Consider the following 21,151-nt stretch of genomic DNA (forward strand, 5'->3'; position numbering starts at 1 on the left):
TATCGGGACACCCATGCTAATTCCCTTATCGAGACGCCCATGACAATTCCCTTATCGAGACACCCATGATAATTCCCTTATCGGGACACCCATGATAATTCCCTTATCGGGACACCCATGATAATTCCCTTATCGGGACAGCCATGACAATTCCCTTATCGGGACACCCATGATAATTCCCTTATCGGGACACCCATGATAATTACCTCTGCGTTTCACGCTGCGTACACCGGTCATTTCTATGCGGTACAGACAATTATTGAGACCACAGTTATGAGCATCGTCGCGAGTTGGTAGAGGAGCGTTTATTATTTTTAGCTACTGTGTTCGCGATCAATAGCGCGGCTAGGTATTGTCGCGTATGCAGTCATGGATAATTGGTAAAAATGCCGGCGCTCTTTACAGCCGCTTTAGCTGGCCCGAAGGGCGTAAGGCAGGATGCCTGAAGTAGACTCATATCGTGCTTTGTGTTGATAAATCTTTAGCTGATAACTGGAATACTGATGAGGTTCTAGTTCGTTATCATCGTTTACATAAATGAGGCTAAATGTTTGCTGTTCTGCGCCTTCAAACTCAAATCACTAGGAGCGCTCTTATACCAGCATGACTTCGAAAGAGAACTAGCTTTCTTTTAATAAAGAGCTGTCAGTCATCCGCCTTGTTTAAGCCCTTTTAAACTCTCACTGAGTCATCACTTAATAACGTGGAATGGTATTACTATGACTGTCACGATAACACTATGGATGGCATCAACACTTCTGCTCTCAAAGCATGGGTGTCATGCTATTTGAACGGTAATGCTATTTAAACTGACCTCTATCATGGGGGTCGCAGTATCTACCGCATGCAAAATTTCAGCTAATGCACGAAATTCACAGTCGCCTAAAGCATGCTTGCTAGGTATAAATTTAGATATAAAAAAACCGGCTAACATATCGCCGGTTTCCCAATTATTAATTGCACAATACCTAAGCGTTTACAGGTATCAGCCCTTAAAGGACTGAGCTTTGCCATAGTGAAAAGCTCAAGTCTGCAGACTACCCGGCTATATGCAGGAAATGTAAGTGACGATGATACTGATCAATAATATCGTTGATAACAGCGACCTTTGACCAACCCATAATGTCATAGTTTTGCCCACCTTCGCTCAAATGAACATCGGCTCGATAATACGTGTGCTCGTCGTTTGAGTCGGCTGCAACCTGTTCTGCTGATTGGCTATACTCAGGCAGAAGATGAATGGTTGGGTAGACCGCATAGATAAATTCAGCGTCTTCGCCGTGCTTAACCGTTAAAATAACCGCTTCGTCGGTTTGGGTAATATCAGCGTCTATCTGATTTTCATTTAACTCTTCGGCAACAGCTGTAAATGCTTGCTTTACGCGGTGCTCTACAAATCGCTCAACCGCCGCTTTATTCGGAAAATCCACAATAACCTGCAAGCGTTCCTTCCAGCTATCTGTATTTGTTGTGTGCTGAACAGAGGGTGCGTGCAGTGTCATACTCTCGCGCTTGTATTCTTCAACTCGCAGCGCTTTGACCAAACCATACATAGCAATAATGAGCACGACGGCAAATGGAAGCGCGCTGGCGATTGTCATCGTTTGCAAGGCACTTAACCCGCCGGCCATAAGTAATATACCAGCCACTAAACCTACCCCACCAGCCCAGTAAATACGCTGCCATACCGGCGTGTCATTCCTACCGTTCGAGCACAACATATCCACTACCATGGCCCCTGAATCACATGAGGTAACGAAGAATACCACTATCATCAGCACCGCCACGCCGGATATCACATTCGACCAAGGGAAGTTCTCTAAAAATAAAAACAGCGCTACAGGCGTGTTGTCAGTGGCCAATTTACCCAGCTCTGTACTGCCTTGATTTAACACCAATTCGATGGCGCTATTACCGAAAATTGTCATCCATGCCAACGTAAACATAGACGGAATTAAGATCACGCCAATAATAAATTCACGTATCGTGCGGCCTTTTGATATACGCGCTATAAACACACCAACGAAAGGTGCCCAAGCTAGCCACCAGCCCCAGTAAAAGATAGTCCAACCACCTAGCCAGTCTTTCTTGTCATACGCGAAAAGGTTAAACGTGTTACGCACAATATCTGACAGATACGCGCCCGTGTTTTGCAGCATAGCTTGCAATAGAAATACCGTAGGGCCTACAAACAAGATGAATAGCAACAACCCAACGGCCAGCAACATATTGAATTCAGATAAAATGCGGATCCCCTTATCCAACCCGCTGACCACTGAAATAATCGCCAAGCCAGTAATTGCCAGAATTAACAGCAATTGATAAGGGGCAGAAATAGGAAAATCAAATAAATAGTTAAGGCCCGAACTAATTTGCGTAACACCAATGCCAAGTGATGTAGCGACCCCGAAGATAGTACTGATTACAGCGAAAATATCGACCAAGTTACCGCGCCAGCCATAAATTTTATCCCCGATAATGGGGTACAACGCCGAACGCAACGTGAGCGGTAAATTGTGCCGGTAACTGAAATAAGCCAGAATTAATGCGACCACTGCATATATCGCCCAAGCATGCAGCCCCCAATGGAAGAACGTCATTTTCATCGCTTCGCGCGCAGCTTCTATTGTTGCCGGTGTTGCGGTAGGCGGCGCCAAAAAATGCATTAATGGCTCGGCGACACCAAAGAACATCAAGCCGATTCCCATTCCCGCCGCGAACAACATGGAAAGCCAAGATATAAACGAATAATCAGGCTCTGCGTGGTCCTGCCCAAGTTTAATTTGGCTATGCCGAGAGATAGCTAAATACATAACGAAAATTAAAATTGCGGCAACGGTAAGTACGTAAAACCAACTGCCGTTATCAACGATCGCCGTTTGAACTTTAGAAAAGGTTTGGTCCGCAAACTCAGGCGAGCCCAAAGCAAAAAGGAGTAGTGCAACTATAACGCTGGATGCGCCAACAAATACGATTTTATTCAGATGACTAGATGAGGCGATAGGGTTCAATATAATTACCTTATTTCATGCGCTGCTATTAAAAACGCAAAAGCGCTACAGCTTGTTCTGATTTTGGATTCTCATAGTACCACAACCAATGGCTGGAATTTAAAAGTCAAAAGTATGAGAGAAAATCACTGGCAAACATAAACTTGGCTGTAACCGAAAACAAAGACTGCAACGATATCGGGATAGTTGTCGTGCTCAATTACTAAACTTTCTATTTATCAAGACACCATGCTTATTATTTATCAAGACACCCATCTTTATTACTTCGATGAAAGCGCACCTCATTTATCATGGGTGTCTTGATAACTCGAAAACATCTACAACGCTTTTTATCATGGGTGTCTTGATAATTTTGTAAACGAATTCAGTTTTTCGAGTTGTTGTTATAGAAAGGCAAATAAAGTAACCTGCCAAAGCATTGTTTCATTTGATATAACTTCACGTTTAATGGATTAAATTAGGCTATACAGGCAACTAATGGACGCTCTTACTTTATTTATTTGTACAATTCTAGCCAGCGCTATCATGACGTTAACCATGGTAATTTTGCGCACCACCGACAAAACGGAAAAATACTTGGTGGATTGGGCTATGGCAGGCATATTTTTTATGTCGTCAAACGTACTTGCCATATTTTCTCTTAATTTCGATCTTCCCACCACTATCCACCCAGCAATGGGGAACGCATTCTATTTAGCTGGTCATTCAGCTATTTATAGCGGTGTTCATAGGTGCCTCCATGGCCGCTCAACGTGGCCCCTAACGTTAGCAATATTTTTAATTCCTATTCCGTTACATCACATTCCTATGATTGCAGAATCAGTCGAAATGAGGATTTTTATATTTTATCCGATGATATTTGCACTTAACGTTTCTGCTTTGGTCGCACTATGGCGAAGAAAGAAGGACAAAATAGGCAAAGCTTATTGGCCACTAATGGCAATCTTATTTTTGTTTATCACGCAGTTAATAATACGAGCGGTATTGATGTTGGCAGAAAATGTTCGTTTAGAATTTATTGGTAATCAATTTATGCAAACGTCCGGAAACTTAGCGATCATCGGGTTCATATTTTTGCTGACCATAAGCTTTGCGATTATTGTGTTCTGGAAGAAAGAAGTGTTGCTCCGAGAAGCGTCAATGACCGATTACCTCACTAATTTATTAAACCGTGAAGCGTTGTCAAAAGCAGCACTGAAAGAATTCTATATAGCTGAAAGGAAAAAACGGTACTTTGGATTTATCATGTTTGATATTGATCACTTCAAGCACGTAAACGATAACCACGGCCATGCGACAGGAGATCGAGTATTAATAGAGATCAGTAAAGCGACCCAAGATCTCATGAGAAGCTTTGATTACTGTTTCAGAGTAGGTGGGGAAGAATTTGTCATATTAGTTAGCGACACAAACGTTAACGAACTAAACAAAATAGCTGAGCGTGTTCGTAAAGCAATTGAAAAAACTAATTTCAATGCCAGTAGCGGCCCGCTCGAAATTACAGTCAGTGTTGGCTTTGCCATATCTTCAGAAGACGATGAAACTTGGGAAGCAACACTTGAAAGAGCCGATAAAGCTCTTTATCACTCGAAAAAAACCGGAAGAAATAAAGTGTCTGGTGAACCACAAAAAGCAGTCCTCTACTCATCTGCGCTGGAACACTCACATCTCGCTTAGCCTATATCATGGGTGTCACGATAACGCGCAACGAAGCCGGCCGTATCGCAGATGTCATGTTAAGGTGCCAGATGTCATGCTAAGGAGTCACGCGGGTGACATGCTAACAAGCTGTTGCTAGATTAGCCTTAGTCCCAACATTACTAACATAACCACATTCGCCAATAGACCAATCAAAAAGAAGTAGGTACGTGGGCTGGGGTTCTTTTCCGTCGAAATTACATAGTACAACACCATATGCACTACTCTTGCGGCTAAATATACCCACACACAAATTGCAAAAACTGGACTTTGCATATTTAGAAGAAATGCGAAAAGTACCGTACCAACGAACAGGGCACTGTTCTCTAGGGTATTTTGGAAAGTACGATGCGCCCTGAACACAAAACTATCGTGAGATAAGTTTTCATCTATCTTCCCAGGGATCGCATTTGGTTGCTTTGCCTTACTAAACGTCGCGACCGCCCACTGCACTAGTAGCATCACTAAATATAAGTAAAACGCCGTATATGAGGAATAGGTAAGATCGATCATTGTTACTTTCCCTTGATAAATTTATGAGTATTACATCACAAGCATTAGCAATCTTAATGCCCAATATAAGTCATTGATACATAAATTATTAAAACGACTTTATCGATGTTTTACTGTAAGTGCTACAGGTTAATTATAAGAATTACCACCGCTCCAAGTTCACGGAAAGCCGTCAGTTGAGGGCGAGATTTTAATTAAAAGTGCAGAGTCTTTAACAAAAAAGTCTTTGCTATTCGCATGCAATTTTTAAAGTATAAAGCTAATCGACTGGGTTCAACTGGCCGGTCTTCTCATTCCATCTAGCGTTGAATGCCTTTAGCTCTCGCTTGCGAATTTTTGAACAGGCCACAAAGACTTTCATGTTTCCGCTGTTGTATAAACACTGGGGTGACTCTTTAAAATAGCGCTGCCATGCTAATTTTTTCTTCCCATCGAAATTCGCGTAATTTGAGATCTGCACATTCATGGTTTGTGGATAGCGTTTTTGCTGATAGCTGCTAGATGAGCGGTAAACTGACGATTGCCTGCTATCACTAAAGTAAATCGAGTTAGCACTACTGTTTGATTGTTCGTCGTTCTTATCATCTCGTAAACAGGCTAAAAATTCGTTTTTAGCCTCGCGATGTCGTTCCCTTCTTCTCTCCGTCACTTTTTCTTTGAGCTTCTTATTCCAGTAATCTGCTCTCTCCTTTTCGTAGTCGCACTTCGCACTCACATCAGCGCTGGTTACAACAAATACGATCAAAACTGACATTAACACTTTCACTCAAATACATCCTGTAAACGACCTTGAGAAAGTCGATTATGTCAGAGCTTCAGTCAGCTTCAATGCCAAAAACGGTAAATTAAGTATCCGAAAAACATGATTGGTATATTTTTCAAAAGGAATTTCAATATTGGAAAGTTGTAGCTTTTCATTCTCAGCAAGTTAACAAAGTATTCTTCGTGTGTATTTAGTTAGCGTGTAGATTATTGAACTCTTTGTATTAGCAACAAAAAATGAAATAAGTTAACCTGGAGCAAAGAAATTAAAGTTAAGGACAACGGCTTTTTCATGACATCTACTATTGAAGTTTCTGCCGGAATAATAGTTAAAAATAACAAAGTTCTTGCCGCACGCAGGAAGCCGGGGCTTCATCTGGCTGGTCTGTGGGAATTCCCGGGGGGGAAAGTCGAGCCAAACGAAACTCCTGAAAGTTGTTTAGTTAGAGAACTCAAAGAAGAATTCGGTATTGATACCCGTATAGTTAATTATGTGGGAGACAACTATCATGCTTACGACAGCAAAACTATTCACCTCATGGCTTTCCAAGTAGAGCATTTAAGTGGTCAAATACAGCTCAACGATCATGATCAAATTAAGTGGCTTTCAACTGTAGAATTAGACTCTCTCAATTGGGCTGAAGCAGATATACCGCTTATTCAATCATTCAAATCAATTATAAGCCTTACCGAGTTTTATCAGCAATTTGCGCAACCATACGCAGATGAAACACAACATATTGATATGAAAGACTTATATCCGAAATTTCTCAATTTACTTCCCGAAAATGCGCATATATTAGATTTAGGCTGTGGTGCAGGTAGAGACTCTGCCCATTTTATTGATCTAGGTTTTACCGTTACAGCCTTAGATGGTAGCGCTAATCTAGCTAAAATTGCAGAAAAGCATATAAACCAACCGGTACAAGTAAAGCTGTTTCAAGAGCTTGATTATAATAACCAATTCAATGGTGTTTGGGCGTGTGCTAGTTTACTACATTGTCCTAAAAGCCAAATATTAGATGTATTGAACAAAATACATCATTCTCTAATCTCACGGGGAATATTGTACGCTTCCTTTAAATTGGGCAAAGACGAATCTTGTGATGCTCGCGGGCGCTTCTTTAATAATTACACCACCAGTCAATTAACTTCTCTATTTAAACAACAAGCTGGCTTCGAGATAATCGAATGTTGGGAAGAAACCAAACCGTTACGAAATTCAGTTCAAGTTTGGGTAAATATTCTTTGTCGTAAGGTGGCAATTTAAAATGAGTGCATTCCCAGATAGACATCTCACTGTGGGTGGCAACGATCCTTTCTTACCAAGCTTACTGCAAGCAATTAATTATGCTTCATCTATTGCCATTGCAGCTGCTTTTATACGCCAGTCTGGACTGAATTTAATCTTCTCTGCATTAGAAGATGCGCTTTTGCGCGGCGCAGAAGTGCGAGTTTTGACTGGGGATTATATGGGCATTACTGAACCAAGAGCATTACGTCAGTTAATTTTACTGCAGTCCCGTGGTGCACAAATCAAGGTATTTGAATCCAAAGCAAAACAAAGCTTTCACATGAAAGCGTATATTTTTATAGAAAATGCTGGGGCCCCGAACATTGACGGCTGTGCTTTTATTGGCTCAAGCAATATATCTAAATCAGCGCTACAGGACGGTCTTGAGTGGAATCTCAGCATTGCATTGAGGACCGAGCCCGAGAAATTCAAAGCAGTACAAGCGCAATATGAAAATCTATACCTTGAGCCACGATGTGTAGTATTAAGCCACGAGTGGATTGATGAGTACGAGGCGCGGATCCCAACCAAACTTGCAGTCAAACTAGTAGCCGATTCTGAAAATGAAGAATTTGTGCCAACTCCAGAACCAAATATCATTCAGCTCCAAGCATTAACGGCTCTATCTGAAACTCGAAAAAAAGGCTATGAACGAGGATTAGTCGTAATGGCTACAGGGACAGGCAAAACCTGGTTATCAGCGTTCGATGCTCGGCAGATAGATGCAAAACGAGTTTTGTTTGTTGCTCACCGGGAAGAAATTTTAGCTCAAGCAGAGAAAACATTTAATAGAATGTTTCCAAATCGTAGGGTTGGCCGATACTCTGGAGCTTCCAAAGAAAAAAACGTCGATTTACTATTTACCTCAATTCAAACTTTAGGCAAAAAGCAGCACCTACAAGAATTTCGCCCAAGCGACTTTGATTATATTGTCATTGACGAATTCCACCACGCATCAGCTAATAGCTACCAGAAATTACTCTCATATTTTACGCCCACATTCATGCTGGGATTAACCGCCACTCCGGAACGAACTGACCAGTCAGATATTTACTCTCTTTGTGACGATAATCTTGTATTTGAATATGATTTATTTAAAGGAATTGAATCGGAAATTCTATGTCCATTCGATTATAGGGGTATTAAAGATGTTATTGATTATAAAGAAATCAGCTGGCGCAATGGAAAATTCGATCCAGAACAACTTGAAAACAAATTAGCTACTACTGGCCGTGCAAAACACAGTTTAAAATATTGGAAAAAACACAAACAGAGTAGAACGCTAGGTTTTTGTATTTCGACTAAACATGCCGATTTTATGGCCGCCTACTTCATACAAAACGGAGTAAAAGCCGTTTCGGTACACAGTAACTCTAAAATGCCTAGAAATGTCGCGCTCGAGCAGCTTAAAACGGGTGTGATAGATATAATCTTTTCAGTAGACCTGTTTAATGAAGGGGTTGATCTCCCTTCAATTGATACTGTAATGATGCTTCGCCCAACTGATTCGAAAATCATTTTTTTACAGCAACTGGGTAGGGGGTTACGCAGATCTAGCGAAACCAATAAAGAACATTTAGTTATTTTAGATTTCATCGGTAACCACATCAGTTTTTTCCGAAAAATTGACTCTCTGTTCAAATTAGGGATCACAAACGATGCTCGAAAAGCATTTATTTCCACTTTGAAGAATGGTGCATTACAGTTACCAAGAGGCTGCTTTGTTAACATAGAGCTATCCGCAATAGACGTTTTACAGCAATTAATAGATAACAATTTTGATACTCAAATTGATGTATACCTAGGCCTCAAAGAATCCTTAGGCAGAAGGCCGTCTTTATCTGAGTTTTACCATGCAGGCGGAGCTGTTGATCGTGTGCGCAAAGAGCACGGGAGCTGGTTTGCATTTGTTCAACACCAAGAAGACTTGACGCATACTGAGGGGCTTATTTTCAGTAGCCTCCAACCAATTCTATTGGAAGTAGAAACAACTAGATTAACCAAATCATTTAAGCTTGTTCTACTTGAAGCTATGCTCGAGTTAGAAGGGTTTACGAATCCAACGCCATTGGATTCTTTGGCTGTACGCTCATTTCAGATATTTAAACGTCACCCTCTTTTGCAAGTCGATATCCCAGATGAATTTAGGAATAAAACTGAAATTGATAGGGTTAAGTGGGCGCGTTACTGGAGAAATAACCCAGTAAACGCTTGGATCGGAGGTAATAGTAATGCCACCGCATCCTTTTTCGCAGTTGAAGATAACGAATTCCAAACATTATTTGAAATAGCTGAAAATACGCAGGATGTGTTTTCAGTAATGATACAAGAACTCGTAAATTATCGTTTCCTACAGTACGAGCAACGCTTGAGTTCTAAAACACAAGCGTCTGAGAGCAGTGCTCCAAATATATTTGAGCTCGACGTATCTTCGCAACAATCGATTCCCTATTTTACTGATTTAAAAATTGCGTGCGGTCACTTTAAAAGTAGTGAGCACGAAATTATTGAAACGATAGATGTGCCTGAATCTTATGGTAAGTTAGATCCCACTAAGCATTTCGTAGCGAATGCGACCGGCGACTCTATGAATGGTGGAAAACACCCGATTAAACACGGGGATTTACTGTTACTGGAACTCTTTAGTCCCGAACACGCTGGCAGCATAAGTGGAAAAACAGTTGCAATTGAACGTTATGACATGACAGGTGATGATCAGTATTTATTAAGAAACATATCTAAAACAGGCAATCAACAATATCAGTTAATTGCTCAAAACCCGGATTATGAGCCGATGGCTGCAAATGAGGAAATGAAGCCATTAGCGTTCCTTAAATCAGTACTTGACCCTGCCGATATATTTATTCACCGTGAGTTTATGCGCCAAAATATTCCTCCCATATTCGGCTTAGAATTTAACAAAGGCTTATGGGAAGCAGGCCATATAAGACCTAAAGGATGTGACGAACAATTTTTATTAGTCACACTCAATAAGCAAGGTAAAGCAACTGAACACCAATACCATGACTATTTTGTCGATCCATCAACATTCCATTGGCAAAGTCAGGGCCGCACGCGCAGTGATAGCGCTAAAGGTATTGCAATCCAAAGGCACTCGAACGTTCATCTTTTTGTTAGAAAAAATAAACTAACAGCTGGGACAGCATCACCATTTTATTATCTTGGTAAATTAGATTATCAAACGCATCAAGGTGAGGCCCCCATGAATGTAACTTGGAAGCTTCAAAAGCCTTTACCAACTAAATTGTTTGATTATTTCCAACTAGGTGAATAAGCAATCTGTATAAAGAACACTTACCTCAGGGTTTTCAGTACGTTAAAGGAGTAACAACACTGTGTATCTTTTCAATTTCTATTTCTCGATTGGGTTATTTTCTGCTTTTGTGTTTGTGGGCTATTGGTGGCTGTACAAAGACAGGGTGGATATTCCCGCGTCACTCAACCTTATGCTGATTCGAGCAACTGCCTATATCTTTGTGTGGCCTGTGTTGTTCTGGAAGTGGTTTAAAAGTGAAGCCAAAACACGTTTTATTACTGAACCAGAGTTTGTGATGCCTGAGCCGAGGCCAGTTGACCCAAACATAGTGAAAAACAGCGCGCGCGATGCCGAGCGTGAAGCCCAAACATTGCATCAAGAATGGCTCTCATTTGTAGATACACTGCCTCAGTGTGGCTCGCATATTATGTACAAGGGCACTGATATTTACGGTGAAAGGCTCGATGGGCGTTTTATTTTTGAAACCGTTGATTTGCTACCCTTGGTTTTCGATAAGCTAAACCCTAAGCCGGTTTCTTTCGATGATACCGACAGCGCAAACGACAGCCCTGATGCTGAGCGCGAGGCGAGTGACGGCGAAGCTGAAATTGACTCGCAAACAAGCAGTTGGGTTAACACGCCTAGTCTTCCAAACACCCAAGAGCATTATATTCATCGTTGGTTACGCACTTACGACCCGGCGCTTTTTGTGTGTAACGTGGTGCCCACTTCGTTTGACCGTTTTGAGTATATCGCCGCCGATATGATTGAAGCGGGTAAAGGGCAAGTGCATTGTAAAAGCTGTGACACGGTTTATGACGCGAGTGATATAAAAGCCGTGGATGGTGGCCAAGGTGGCTGGATATTGGGCGAGCTGTACTGCCCTAATGACCACTTATTAGCACGGCGTAAAAAGATTCATTTTATGCGTCCTAGAGGTAATTAAACGCTTAAATACTAGATTAACTTAGTACTTATTTAGCTACTGATTAATAACGGTAATTCACCCCTAAATAAAACGTTCTACCACTGGTGGTTGAGTTGTACGCCCTATCTTGTGAGCTAGTGTATTGCTCTTCGCGTTCATTTGTTAAATTCAGTGCTTCACCTTGTAGTTGCCACTGACTATTCAATTTGTAACGCACGCTGGCATCAAGATAGGTAGATGGGTGAAAACCTGTTTCGTCTTCATCGTTTAGATTCGCACTGTTAACCCGATATATGTAACTGTCTCGATACGTCGCAGAAAGACGCGCATTGAAGCGCTCCGTTTCATAGTACAGCGTGAGTGAACCTGTGTGTTTAGATAGATTAGGCATGGCTTTATCAAACAAAGGTTGTCCGTTAAATTCGTTGTAGTAGGTCATTTCTCCCTGAATAAACGTATAGTGACCAACAACTCCCATATTCCCCCAAGGTTTGGGTAGATCTGGGCGTTCATAGCGCACCATGGTTTCAATACCAGCGATGCTTGCCTGTTCCTGATTGGTTTTATTTACCAAGGTAATTAAGGTTGTTGAGTCTAAGTCGGTATCAGCCCAAAGGTTAGGCAAGTTTGCTTCGCCAAACGTCATTTCAGTGGCCTGTGGCACAATAAAATCGCTTATATTTTTATAAAAAACACTCACTGACATAGAAGTGTGCTGTTCGATGTAACGTTCAATAGCGATGTCAACATTGTCTGACGTATATGGCGCTAGTTGATGATTCGCGCCATACACAATTTTATTTTGCTCATCGTAAGCTAACGCGCTGCTTAAATCTTCGAACGACGGAAACCCTATATTGCGTGACAGGCCTAAACGCATTATCAATTGTGCGTTAGGTTGAAACGCTAGGTTTATACTAGGTAACCATTGTTGATGTTTTGCGGTTGAACAACACGCCTCAAATGAATCAAGAGTCACGCTGATTTTCTCTTTTTGATAACGTAAACCAGCTTGTATGGTCAACGTATCTGTTTGCCACTTAGCGCTAATATAAGCCGCGCTTTTGTCTTCTCTTAATCGAGTCGTATTGTTTTGTATAGCATAAGGGTTTGCGGCTAAGTCATAGGGGTTTAGGGAAAAAGATTGAATCGCTTGATTCGTTTTCAAGCCTAACCAACTGGCATTGGAGTGGCTACTTAACAGACGCGTCATTCCTGTAGGTAACGCGGTTTCTGTGTTTGCCCACAGCTCTTTTAACAAGTCTGATTGATATGTAGAAGATGAAAATGTCGTAAAACGATTAAAATCCAAGCCCCATTCAATATTCAGTTTATCAAAAAATGTTTGATTAACAGCGGTTTTAGCATGTCGGTAGTGTGTGGCTGAGGCATATTCTTCTAGGTCGATTTCATTCATGTACCACATACTGTCTTGGCGTAAATTGCTAGCATATTGGATATCAGCAAAGTAACGGTCATCACGATAATCTACACTGACATCGCTAACCCCGCGAGTATAAATTTTATTGCTGATGGGGATAATAAAACTCGATTTCTCTTCGCCAAGTAATATGTTCCAGTGGGTGTATTGGGATAAGGTAAACGCCGCACTGAGAACAACTTGATCGTAGTCGGTTTTTGTTTGCTGATAACGACTTTCCGTGGCAACCCGTGCATCTTGGTAACGGCTGTATATCAGTTCGTTTTTGTGGTTAATTTCGGCGTCGGTCAATTGGGTTAACTCCCTAATAATAGGGGTTGATTCATATCCTCTGGGGTATAAGTGAAATTCATCGCGTTGTGAATCCAGTTTTGCGTGCAGCACATCTAAATTCACATGCCCTTTCGGGCCTTTGTACTCTAGCCCTCCTCCGATCCCCAATCGATTTTGCTCACTGCGCCATACGGAATACCGGTTGCCCCTAGGGATAATGACATCACCTTGGGCCAAGGTAGATTGCAGCTGGGGCGACAGCAATGAGAGCGAGTTATCAGGTAAAGCGATTTGCCGCCAACGAATGGTGTTCGCTCCCTGCTCTTCTACCCAGCGTTTACCGTATGACACAGATAAAATAGCCCCCCAATCACCCCACGTATTCGACACCATACTAGTGATTCGCTCTGCGGGCTGTTTAGTGTATTCGTTGTAGCTCACTTGCGGTGTCACTACAAAGTTGAAACCTTCTCGGTCGAAGGGTCGTGTTGTACGTAGTGCCAAGGTCCCCGCTAAACCACCAGCTGGTTGCTCAACAGAGTAAGCTTTAAACACTTGAGTCTGGCTAAATAGCTCGGCAGAAAAAAGGTTAAAGTCAAAGGAACGATCATGTTGCTTTTGTACGCGGCTGTCCATGGGGGAGTCATTATTGGCTAATACCGGCATGCCGTTTACAGTCACAAGGGTGAAGTCAGCAGAAAGCCCACGTAAGGATACTTGACGCCCTTCCCCCGCTTCGCGAGTAATAACAACACCGGGTATTCGTTGCAATGCCTCAGCTGTGTTGATATTGGGGTAGGCTGCTATGTCTTGTGCAACAACGGCATCTGAAATCTCTGTGGTGGCCTTTTTTAAGGTTTGAGCCCGCGTCAGTGACGCTTGAATGCCCATCACCACTACCTCGTCGATAACCGTATTTTGGCGGTTATGTTTAGCCGCCGGCTTACTCGTAACTATGATGCCATCGGGTGTCATTTGATAGGCGTAATCGGTATCCCTTAGTAGGATGTTTAGCGCTTGTGTAATCGAATAACTGCCTACTAGATCTGTGGTTAAAGACTTGCTATGTGCCCCTTTCGCACAAACAAATGCCACATCATATATGCGTGAAAGCTGATGACATGCTTGCGCAAGCGTTTTTGTTTTAAGGCGAAGGAAGTGTTTTTTTTCAGCATCTTTGGCTAGCACAGGCGTGCCGGCTGAGCAAAGCAGTGCAAATAGCAGTAACGTTTTGCCTAGCATGTTATCAACACGAACAGTGCCGTGGCGGGCACCAATCTATGCTGCGCGTTAGTGCGCTGTTAATTGCCTCATTAAAGTCACGATTAACGCTGAAGCACAAACTGATTCGACTCATCTAACAGCCTAAGTTGGTGCGCACTCGCCAATAAGGCCAATGCTTGTTGTGGGTCGTCTAGCGAAAAGCGCCCCACGATAGGAATAGCAGCTAATTCTGACGAAGAAAGCGCCACAGGCTTAGGTAAATATCGCTGTAGCTTTTCAACAACCTGCGCTAAAGGCAGGTCATCTGCTTCAAGCCAACCACTTCGCCACGAAGGTAACATACCAAGGTGCGCATCTTCATCGATTTGTAGCTTATCCCCTGAAATGGCAAGAGATTGCCCCGCAGTTAACTCAATACTCTGCCCAGCCTGCACTTTCACGTGCCCCTCATATACGCGAATAGTGGTGTGCGAAGTGGTGTAATCAATATCAAAAGCGGTGCCTAAAACCGTCACCTTGGCTTGACCAACATCAATTACAAAAGGCCGCGTGGCGTCTTTAGCCACATCAAAATAAACCTGACCGCTGGTAAGTTTCACGTGGCGTTGTGCAGAATTTTGCTGTATTTGCACGGCGCTGTTGGCGTTTAGATGTAATTGTGTGCCATCGATAAGCACTTTTGAACTTCGCTGTGCAAGTGGTGACTCAAGCTCAAGCTGATAAACATTGGACGTGGCAGCAACGGGAACGTCCCTAAGCTGCTCTGGTTGCATCGATGTCATAAAATACACCAACACACCTAAACACGTAACCGATGCCGCCAACGCTAAATACGATGTCACTTTTAGCGGCCGCTTTATATTAACGACGGTTTGCTCAGCCGAGTGATTGAGTGCTTGCGTAAGCTCATCAGATGCCATCACCCCTTTCATTTTTTGATAGGCGCTAGCATTTTCTGGCACCGCCAACCACTGCTTGAACTCGCTTTGCTGTTGTTCATTCAATTCTTGTTCTTGGTCAAGCCAGTCAGCTGCTTGTTCAAGTCGATGTTTATTCATAATCAATCTTAAGTTCAATTCGTTATCGAGAGGAGTCGCTCTTGGTTATAACGGAAATGGGCAAAAAAAGGTGACATATTTAGTTAAAATTCCCAGCCGTGTTTTTCTGCACATAGGGTTACTTCAACCATCGCACGGTTGATGTGCTTTTTGACCGCCTCAACGCTCAAGTCTAATTCCTGTGCTATCTCTTCTCGACTTTTACCTTCAATACGGCGCATTTCAAATACTTTACGCCTAAGTGGGGGCATACCCTCAAGCAGTTGCGCAATAATGCGCACTTTTTCACTGTTTAAATATTCAAATTCAATATCCGTGTGATGGGCTTGGCTTTCATTAAGTTCTTGATCCACTTGGTGCTTTTTTTCCACGCGCCAATGATCAGATAAAACCGATTTCGCTACCGTTAGCATATAAGCAAGTGGACTTTGAAGAGGATCACTCGGGGCACAGCGAAAGGTTCTGAGCATAGTCTCTTGAACAACATCGTTGGCAACGTCTGTATTTTGGGTTTTGTTAAGAACAAACCGCCTCACCCTAGGCATAAAAGAAATGAATGAGTCACTTTGTTTCACAATAGTCACTGCCTAATCACGAGTAAACACCACATGAACGGTGCAAAACATTCCTAAAAGAAGAATTTAGCGTATGTCGAATTGCTTTAATTTGGCTAAATCCAATATCTACAAACGAACTACCAGCAGGATATAAAACTCTTTTAATTCAGCTAGTTAACCATTTATCTTATAGGTTGAATATGACAGGTTTATGACTATTTTTGCTTCTAAAAAAATATAAAAAACTTTGTCACCTTTTTTCTTTTTGTCGCGTCAGTTGCACGAGCTCTTCAATACACACTTGAAGAAAAATTAAAAACGCACCGCTGTATGGATGATAAAGGAACCCTAAATGAAACTTCGACATTTTGCACTTTCACTGGCCGCGGTCAGTGTACTAAGCGCTTGTAATCTAACCGACGACAACGACAAAGAAGTTAACGCCCTTGAGGAGCAAGTAGCGGCTCTGCAAGCTCAGCTTGATACGCTCAATGAAGCCAGCGTATCGGATCTCGCAAGCTTACAAGCTACCGCTGACGCTATGCAGGCAGAACTGAGCGCAATGGAAACAGCATTAGCAGCCCTTCAAGCACAAAGTGACGCTTCAACCGCCAGTGAAGATGTCATCGCACTACAGGCTGAAATCGATACGTTGCAAGCCGAACTTGAAGCACTGATGGCTACCGCACCTATATTAGGAAGCGCAGGTACAGAAGGCGCTAACATACTGGCAAAAGACTCAGATAATATTTTACGTTTTGCGGTATTTCCTGACACCCAAGGCCGTGACGACGACAACATGATTGTGTATGCAGATGTCGACCGCGATGGTAATACCTTGGCGGTAAAAGAGTACATTGGCGTAGATTACAATGGCGATGGTTACTACGATGCAGGCACAGAAAGCCAAAATGACGCCGTAAAAGAAGGTGACTGGGATGAAGATGGAATTAGTTATCTCGTCAACGTAATGGACCCATTTCATCCTTTTATCGAAACGGATGATGCGGGCGAGCCTATCGTGGTTGCCCCTGAAGATCGTCAAGATTTCGGCCCTGATTGGAAAGTACTACCGCTACCTTTAGTTGAAGCGGTCACCGATAAGATGATTGAGCTAGGCGTTGATATGGTGCTAGCCACAGGTGACATCACAGAATATCGCGCTGAATCTGATTACGTGCAATGGATGGAAAAAGTCGCTCAACCGCTTATAGATGCAGGTGTCAGTATATTTCCTGCGCGTGGAAATCACGAAGTAGTAAACGGTCGGAATTGGCCGGCTTGGTTTACCAACGAGCAAGAATGGGAACGTCAATCGGTCAACAATGTGTACAACGACATCAACCCCTATGACGGCTACGAGCAAGTTGATTTCGATCAGGGCTATCGCCTCTATCAAGCGTACACTGGCGCTTTGGTTCAAGAGCATTTAGACGCAGGAACCGCGGTTGGCTTCCCGGGTGCGGAGGACTTAGTCTATTACGTGATCAAAGATAAAACCCTGTTTATCGCATTAGACTTCTATTTTGCAGAGCTGTACAGCAGCGCTTATCGAGGCACATGGACTATTTTGCACGAGTGGTTGACTGAGGTCATTACAACCAATGCGGCAGATGTTGATCATATTGTTGCATTTGGACACGAGCCTTTGTCGACCAAAAAACGTCCACAAACTTATCAAGTAGAAATATATGATGCATATGTTGCTGAACGCTTATCGCTTGAAGCCGCGCTAGAGGAAGCGCAAGCAACTTTAGATAATGCTGTCGCCGGCGATGCTTCCGATGAGGAGATCGCGGTCTATACCAATGCAGTTGAAGCAGCCACCAGCGCCTACGAAGAACTAGAAGAGCCTAGCCTAAATGGTTATGACATAGGCCAGTTAGGTTATTTACAGCTACAGGATGAAGCAGATCCTGGCCTTGCGAGTGACATATTAAATTTATTTAACGATTACAAAGTCACCTATGTGGCGGGTCATGATCATCAATATGCACGCAGTCTAATTCACCCATCGGTTGAAGATAAAGATACCGCTAACGGCTTTACCCAAATTATCGGGGGTAATGCGTCTTGGAAGGCCTATGAAGATTTATACGGCATGCACGACGAGCATGAAACAGGTCTATTTATTAATAATTTCTACGACACCATTACTGGTGGCAATCTAACCAACAGTGAAGGTACAAGCTACGCCAGTGTCACCTCAGATTTAGGTAATGGTATTTCATTCGTCGTTGTTGAAATAAACGGCCGTCAAATCACCACCAAATCATATTTTGCCGACCATACATTGACCGAAGTAGATATGAACTTGGGGGCATATTATGACTACACCGAAAATTCATGGTGTACCTTCAGTGGTGATTATATGGTAACAGGCGCTGTAACCACAGAAACCTGTGCAGAAGTAGAATGGCAAGTATTGGATGAAAATACGCGTACAACAGATGCAACAATGCGCGTTGTTGCTCCCGATCAAAACTACTACGCTCACTCAAAAGCTAGCTCAGATGATGGCTATATTGGCTCAGAGGCAACAATAATTGACGGTTACAACCTGACCTACAACAGTTCATATGCTGCTTCAGTGGGCGAAGTAGAACGTCTGCGTGAGTTATTGACGATGAGTTGGTTTGTAGACGACGATGCAACCACCCTATCGGATGTATTACAAATAAGCGGTAACCAGACCCAAGAAGGTTCGTACTTTGACCAATACGGTTACGTTAGCCTACCCACTGTGGATGTTGACAATAGTACGTTAGCACAGGGCGAGTCAGCTTCGTTGATCTATGTTAACCAAAACGGTGAAGAGGTAAATAACCCCACACACGTGACACGTGATGGCGTATTTAATAAAGGTACCGATATTGAAACGTCGCTTAATCCCGATATCGTAAACGGTAATCCAAGCGGTAACGATGCCAATTGGACAGAGCGTTACCTTGACGATGGGCTAGATTTTGCTGACGCCATGACATTGGTATTTGCCGCGCCAGAGGGAGAAACCCTTACTGATTTAACCATTGGTCGTTATGACGAAGCTACCGAGTCATGGGTTCCTGCCTTTGCCGATGAGTGCTATATCGAAAGCGGTTATTCGGATCATTACTCTGTTTACTATCGCTTAACGGATCAACACCCAGAAGGTGGATTCCAAATCAGTAACTGCCAGCAGCGCTACTGGGGATATGTAAAAGACAGCAACACCATTTGGGGCTTTATTCACACTGATGGTAAGTTTGCAGTTATCGAGAAATAACGTTTTAGGCTTCAACCTAATAATGTAAATACCTAAAGGAAAAACAAAGCCTTTTGCTAATCTGTTGGCAAAGGGCTTTTTATATCTAACCTGTAAAATACGAGAAAGCTATACCATTTCGTCTAATAGAAGTTGACACATTGCAGCTCTATAGTACCTTGATTAATAGGTAATATTTTGACCGCCATTAAGGTCTTGAATTTAAAATATGACGCGCAGACTATCCACTCTATTTCATACCTGTTGGTTGTTGTTACTGTGCGTTGCGCCTACGCTTCACGCTGAAACAGAGGATAAACTCCAATTATCGGGCTTTGCTCGGGTGATTCTGGGCTACCTTGATGACGAAAATGCTGAGTATGTGGGTTACGACAACAGCATCAGTGCTAACCAACAATCCTTGCTTGGGCTTCAAGCCGAGTACTTATTTAACGATGAATTGTCTGTCACTGGGCAGGTGGTTGGCTTTACTGACGATCAGCGTAATTCTGGCTTAGAGTGGTTATATATTTCGTATTCCCCTAGCAATGCCTTACAAATCAAACTAGGCAGGCAGCGCATTCCGTTTTTTAATTACAGCGACAGCCTAGATGTTGGCTTTGCTTATCCTTGGCTAACCCTGCCGCAACAATTTTACGACACGGCATTCTTTTCAACCTTTGACGGTGTACTAGCCAATTACCAATTTGCGCTTAACGATTGGCAAATCAATTACGAAGGCTACTGGGGCCGTTTTGACGATAAAATCTACTTAGCAAGTGAAGAAATTAACACTCAGGTAATTGGATTATTTGGTTTCAATACCAGCTTTGCTTATAAAAACCTTTCTTTGCGTGCTTCGTATAACCAAGGTGATGTAAACATAGAGCAAGAAGAGGCGCGCCTGTTTAGTCAGCAATTACGCCAATTTGGTTTTGCGAATAACGCCGAATGGCTTGATGCAAATGGGCTTATTCAGTTTTATCAATTGAGTGCAAACTACGAAAACTTAGACTATTTCTTGCGTAGCGAAGTATCTAAAATGGTCAGTGATGGCGGCTTAGTAGCTGACATAGAAAGCTTTTATATTTCCGCTGGCTACAATTTCTACCCCTACACCTTTTACATATCCTACAGCCAAAAAGACCTGCATTTTGACCACCGCCCCAGTGAAATCCCCTTGGGCGTGACCCCAGAACTCGATTTCTTGGCCGCCACCTATGCCGACGTCATAGGGCGCTTTGCTGATGACAAAGCCACAGGAATAAAAATAGGCTCTCGCTGGGATTGGCAACCTAATATCGCCTTTAAAGCAGAAATGACCTTTGTAGAAGCCCAAGACGAAATTAGTAACGATTATGCAGTTAAAGATTTAGGCGGGTTTGACGGTCACGCTATGCTGTACCAACTCGGTGTAGAGTGGGTATTTTGATGAAAGTGTATTCTACCTTACTACTGCTTTTCGCATTTTGCTGCCCCCATCACATGGCGGCTGCTGAAACGATTATCGTGGTTGCTAATACCTCTGATAAATCCATTAAGCTCAATCGTCAGCAAGTACGAAACTTATATATGGGCGGCATAATGCCTTACGATTTAAAAGCAATTGCTTTGCCCCCTGAAAACCATACACGGGTTATATTTAATACTAAGGTAGTCGGGTTAACAGAGTCGCGAATTCAGTCTTACTGGGCACAAATGCGCTTCACAGGGCGTAAAAAAGCGCCCAAAGAAATTAAAAACGAAATGTCAGTGCTTGAGTATTTGCAAAATCATGAGGGTGCCGTGGGCTATTTGCTTGCAGGCACGCCTATTCCTGATGGGTTATCTGTTATTTATACCGTTCGTTAAGCACAAAATCTTCTTTCAAA

At 42.7% G+C, this 21,151-nt stretch carries 13 protein-coding genes and 1 pseudogene; 8 read left to right on the top strand and 6 right to left on the bottom strand.

Annotation, left to right across the window (positions count from 1 at the left end; all coding sequences use genetic code 11):
* Positions 1–203 precede the first annotated feature (203 nt).
* A pseudogene (locus GCHA_RS23180) lies at positions 204–338 on the top strand (transposase); the annotation flags it as partial.
* Positions 339–1,037: 699 nt separating this feature from the next.
* Here GCHA_RS23180 and GCHA_RS04495 read toward each other — a convergent pair.
* Positions 1,038–3,011, bottom strand: a complete 1,974-nt coding sequence (locus GCHA_RS04495) for a BCCT family transporter (RefSeq protein WP_007985528.1) — start codon at positions 3,009–3,011, stop codon at positions 1,038–1,040.
* Between the two features lie 477 nt (positions 3,012–3,488).
* Between GCHA_RS04495 and GCHA_RS22305 the strand changes: the two genes are divergently transcribed.
* Positions 3,489–4,688 (top strand): GGDEF domain-containing protein, encoded by a 1,200-nt coding sequence (locus GCHA_RS22305; RefSeq protein WP_007985530.1) that lies wholly within the window; start codon positions 3,489–3,491, stop codon positions 4,686–4,688.
* A gap of 117 nt (positions 4,689–4,805) precedes the next feature.
* On the opposite strand, the gene GCHA_RS04505 is transcribed toward GCHA_RS22305, so the two are convergent.
* Both GCHA_RS04505 and GCHA_RS04510 read right to left on the bottom strand, forming a co-directional pair.
* Positions 4,806–5,222, bottom strand: coding sequence for an MAPEG family protein (locus GCHA_RS04505; protein ID WP_007985531.1), 417 nt, complete (start codon positions 5,220–5,222; stop codon positions 4,806–4,808).
* Between the two features lie 259 nt (positions 5,223–5,481).
* Positions 5,482–5,976: a hypothetical protein gene (locus tag GCHA_RS04510; RefSeq protein ID WP_229816552.1), complete on the bottom strand. Its 495-nt coding sequence runs from the start codon at positions 5,974–5,976 to the stop codon at positions 5,482–5,484.
* A 300-nt stretch (positions 5,977–6,276) separates the two neighbouring features.
* On the opposite strand from GCHA_RS04510, the gene GCHA_RS22310 reads away from it, so the two are divergent.
* The 3 genes from GCHA_RS22310 to GCHA_RS04525 all read left to right on the top strand — a co-directional run bounded on the left by GCHA_RS22310 (position 6,277) and on the right by GCHA_RS04525 (position 11,501).
* Positions 6,277–7,254 (top strand): NUDIX domain-containing protein, encoded by a 978-nt coding sequence (locus GCHA_RS22310; protein WP_007985533.1) that lies wholly within the window; start codon positions 6,277–6,279, stop codon positions 7,252–7,254.
* Between the two features lies 1 nt (position 7,255).
* Positions 7,256–10,573 carry a DUF3427 domain-containing protein gene (locus tag GCHA_RS04520; RefSeq protein WP_007985534.1) on the top strand — a complete coding sequence of 1,106 codons (3,318 nt, stop codon included), beginning with the start codon at positions 7,256–7,258 and terminating at the stop codon, positions 10,571–10,573.
* 61 nt (positions 10,574–10,634) lie between these two features.
* Complete coding sequence (locus GCHA_RS04525) at positions 10,635–11,501, top strand: hypothetical protein (RefSeq protein WP_007985535.1); 867 nt, start codon at positions 10,635–10,637, stop codon at positions 11,499–11,501.
* Between the two features lie 43 nt (positions 11,502–11,544).
* On the opposite strand, the gene GCHA_RS04530 is transcribed toward GCHA_RS04525, so the two are convergent.
* From GCHA_RS04530 to GCHA_RS04540, 3 genes are all read right to left on the bottom strand, one after another.
* The gene (locus tag GCHA_RS04530; protein WP_007985536.1) at positions 11,545–14,439 is read right to left on the bottom strand and encodes a TonB-dependent receptor; all 2,895 of its coding nucleotides are present in this window, start codon (positions 14,437–14,439) and stop codon (positions 11,545–11,547) included.
* An 83-nt stretch (positions 14,440–14,522) separates the two neighbouring features.
* On the bottom strand, positions 14,523–15,479 hold the full coding sequence (locus GCHA_RS04535) for a FecR family protein (protein WP_007985537.1): 957 nt from the start codon (positions 15,477–15,479) through the stop codon (positions 14,523–14,525).
* An 83-nt stretch (positions 15,480–15,562) separates the two neighbouring features.
* A complete protein-coding gene (locus tag GCHA_RS04540) occupies positions 15,563–16,054 on the bottom strand; it encodes an RNA polymerase sigma factor (RefSeq protein WP_013754904.1) in 492 nt (163 codons plus the stop codon).
* Between the two features lie 334 nt (positions 16,055–16,388).
* On the opposite strand from GCHA_RS04540, the gene GCHA_RS04545 reads away from it, so the two are divergent.
* From GCHA_RS04545 to GCHA_RS04555, 3 genes are all read left to right on the top strand, one after another.
* A complete protein-coding gene (locus GCHA_RS04545; RefSeq protein ID WP_007985541.1) occupies positions 16,389–19,301 on the top strand; it encodes a metallophosphoesterase in 2,913 nt (970 codons plus the stop codon).
* 208 nt (positions 19,302–19,509) lie between these two features.
* The gene (locus GCHA_RS04550; protein WP_039992086.1) at positions 19,510–20,712 is read left to right on the top strand and encodes a porin; all 1,203 of its coding nucleotides are present in this window, start codon (positions 19,510–19,512) and stop codon (positions 20,710–20,712) included.
* Complete coding sequence (locus GCHA_RS04555) at positions 20,712–21,131, top strand: hypothetical protein (protein WP_007985545.1); 420 nt, start codon at positions 20,712–20,714, stop codon at positions 21,129–21,131. Before GCHA_RS04550 ends, GCHA_RS04555 begins: the two co-directional genes overlap by 1 nt.
* Positions 21,132–21,151 lie beyond the last annotated feature (20 nt).

Source organism: Paraglaciecola chathamensis S18K6, from assembly GCA_000314955.1.
Taxonomy (GTDB): Bacteria; Pseudomonadota; Gammaproteobacteria; order Enterobacterales; family Alteromonadaceae; genus Paraglaciecola; species Paraglaciecola chathamensis.

Excerpts from the sequence above, each read along its gene's own strand:
- GCHA_RS04505 (WP_007985531.1), bottom strand. The coding sequence starts at position 5,222 with ATGATCGATCTTACCTATTCCTCATATACGGCGTTTTACTTATATTTA.
- GCHA_RS04520 (WP_007985534.1), top strand. The coding sequence starts at position 7,256 with ATGAGTGCATTCCCAGATAGACATCTCACTGTGGGTGGCAACGATCCT.
- GCHA_RS04550 (WP_039992086.1), top strand. The coding sequence starts at position 19,510 with ATGACGCGCAGACTATCCACTCTATTTCATACCTGTTGGTTGTTGTTA.
- GCHA_RS04530 (WP_007985536.1), bottom strand. The coding sequence starts at position 14,439 with ATGCTAGGCAAAACGTTACTGCTATTTGCACTGCTTTGCTCAGCCGGC.
- GCHA_RS04555 (WP_007985545.1), top strand. The coding sequence starts at position 20,712 with ATGAAAGTGTATTCTACCTTACTACTGCTTTTCGCATTTTGCTGCCCC.
- GCHA_RS22305 (WP_007985530.1), top strand. The coding sequence starts at position 3,489 with ATGGACGCTCTTACTTTATTTATTTGTACAATTCTAGCCAGCGCTATC.
- GCHA_RS04535 (WP_007985537.1), bottom strand. The coding sequence starts at position 15,479 with ATGAATAAACATCGACTTGAACAAGCAGCTGACTGGCTTGACCAAGAA.
- GCHA_RS04545 (WP_007985541.1), top strand. The coding sequence starts at position 16,389 with ATGAAACTTCGACATTTTGCACTTTCACTGGCCGCGGTCAGTGTACTA.
- GCHA_RS04510 (WP_229816552.1), bottom strand. The coding sequence starts at position 5,976 with ATGTCAGTTTTGATCGTATTTGTTGTAACCAGCGCTGATGTGAGTGCG.
- GCHA_RS22310 (WP_007985533.1), top strand. The coding sequence starts at position 6,277 with ATGACATCTACTATTGAAGTTTCTGCCGGAATAATAGTTAAAAATAAC.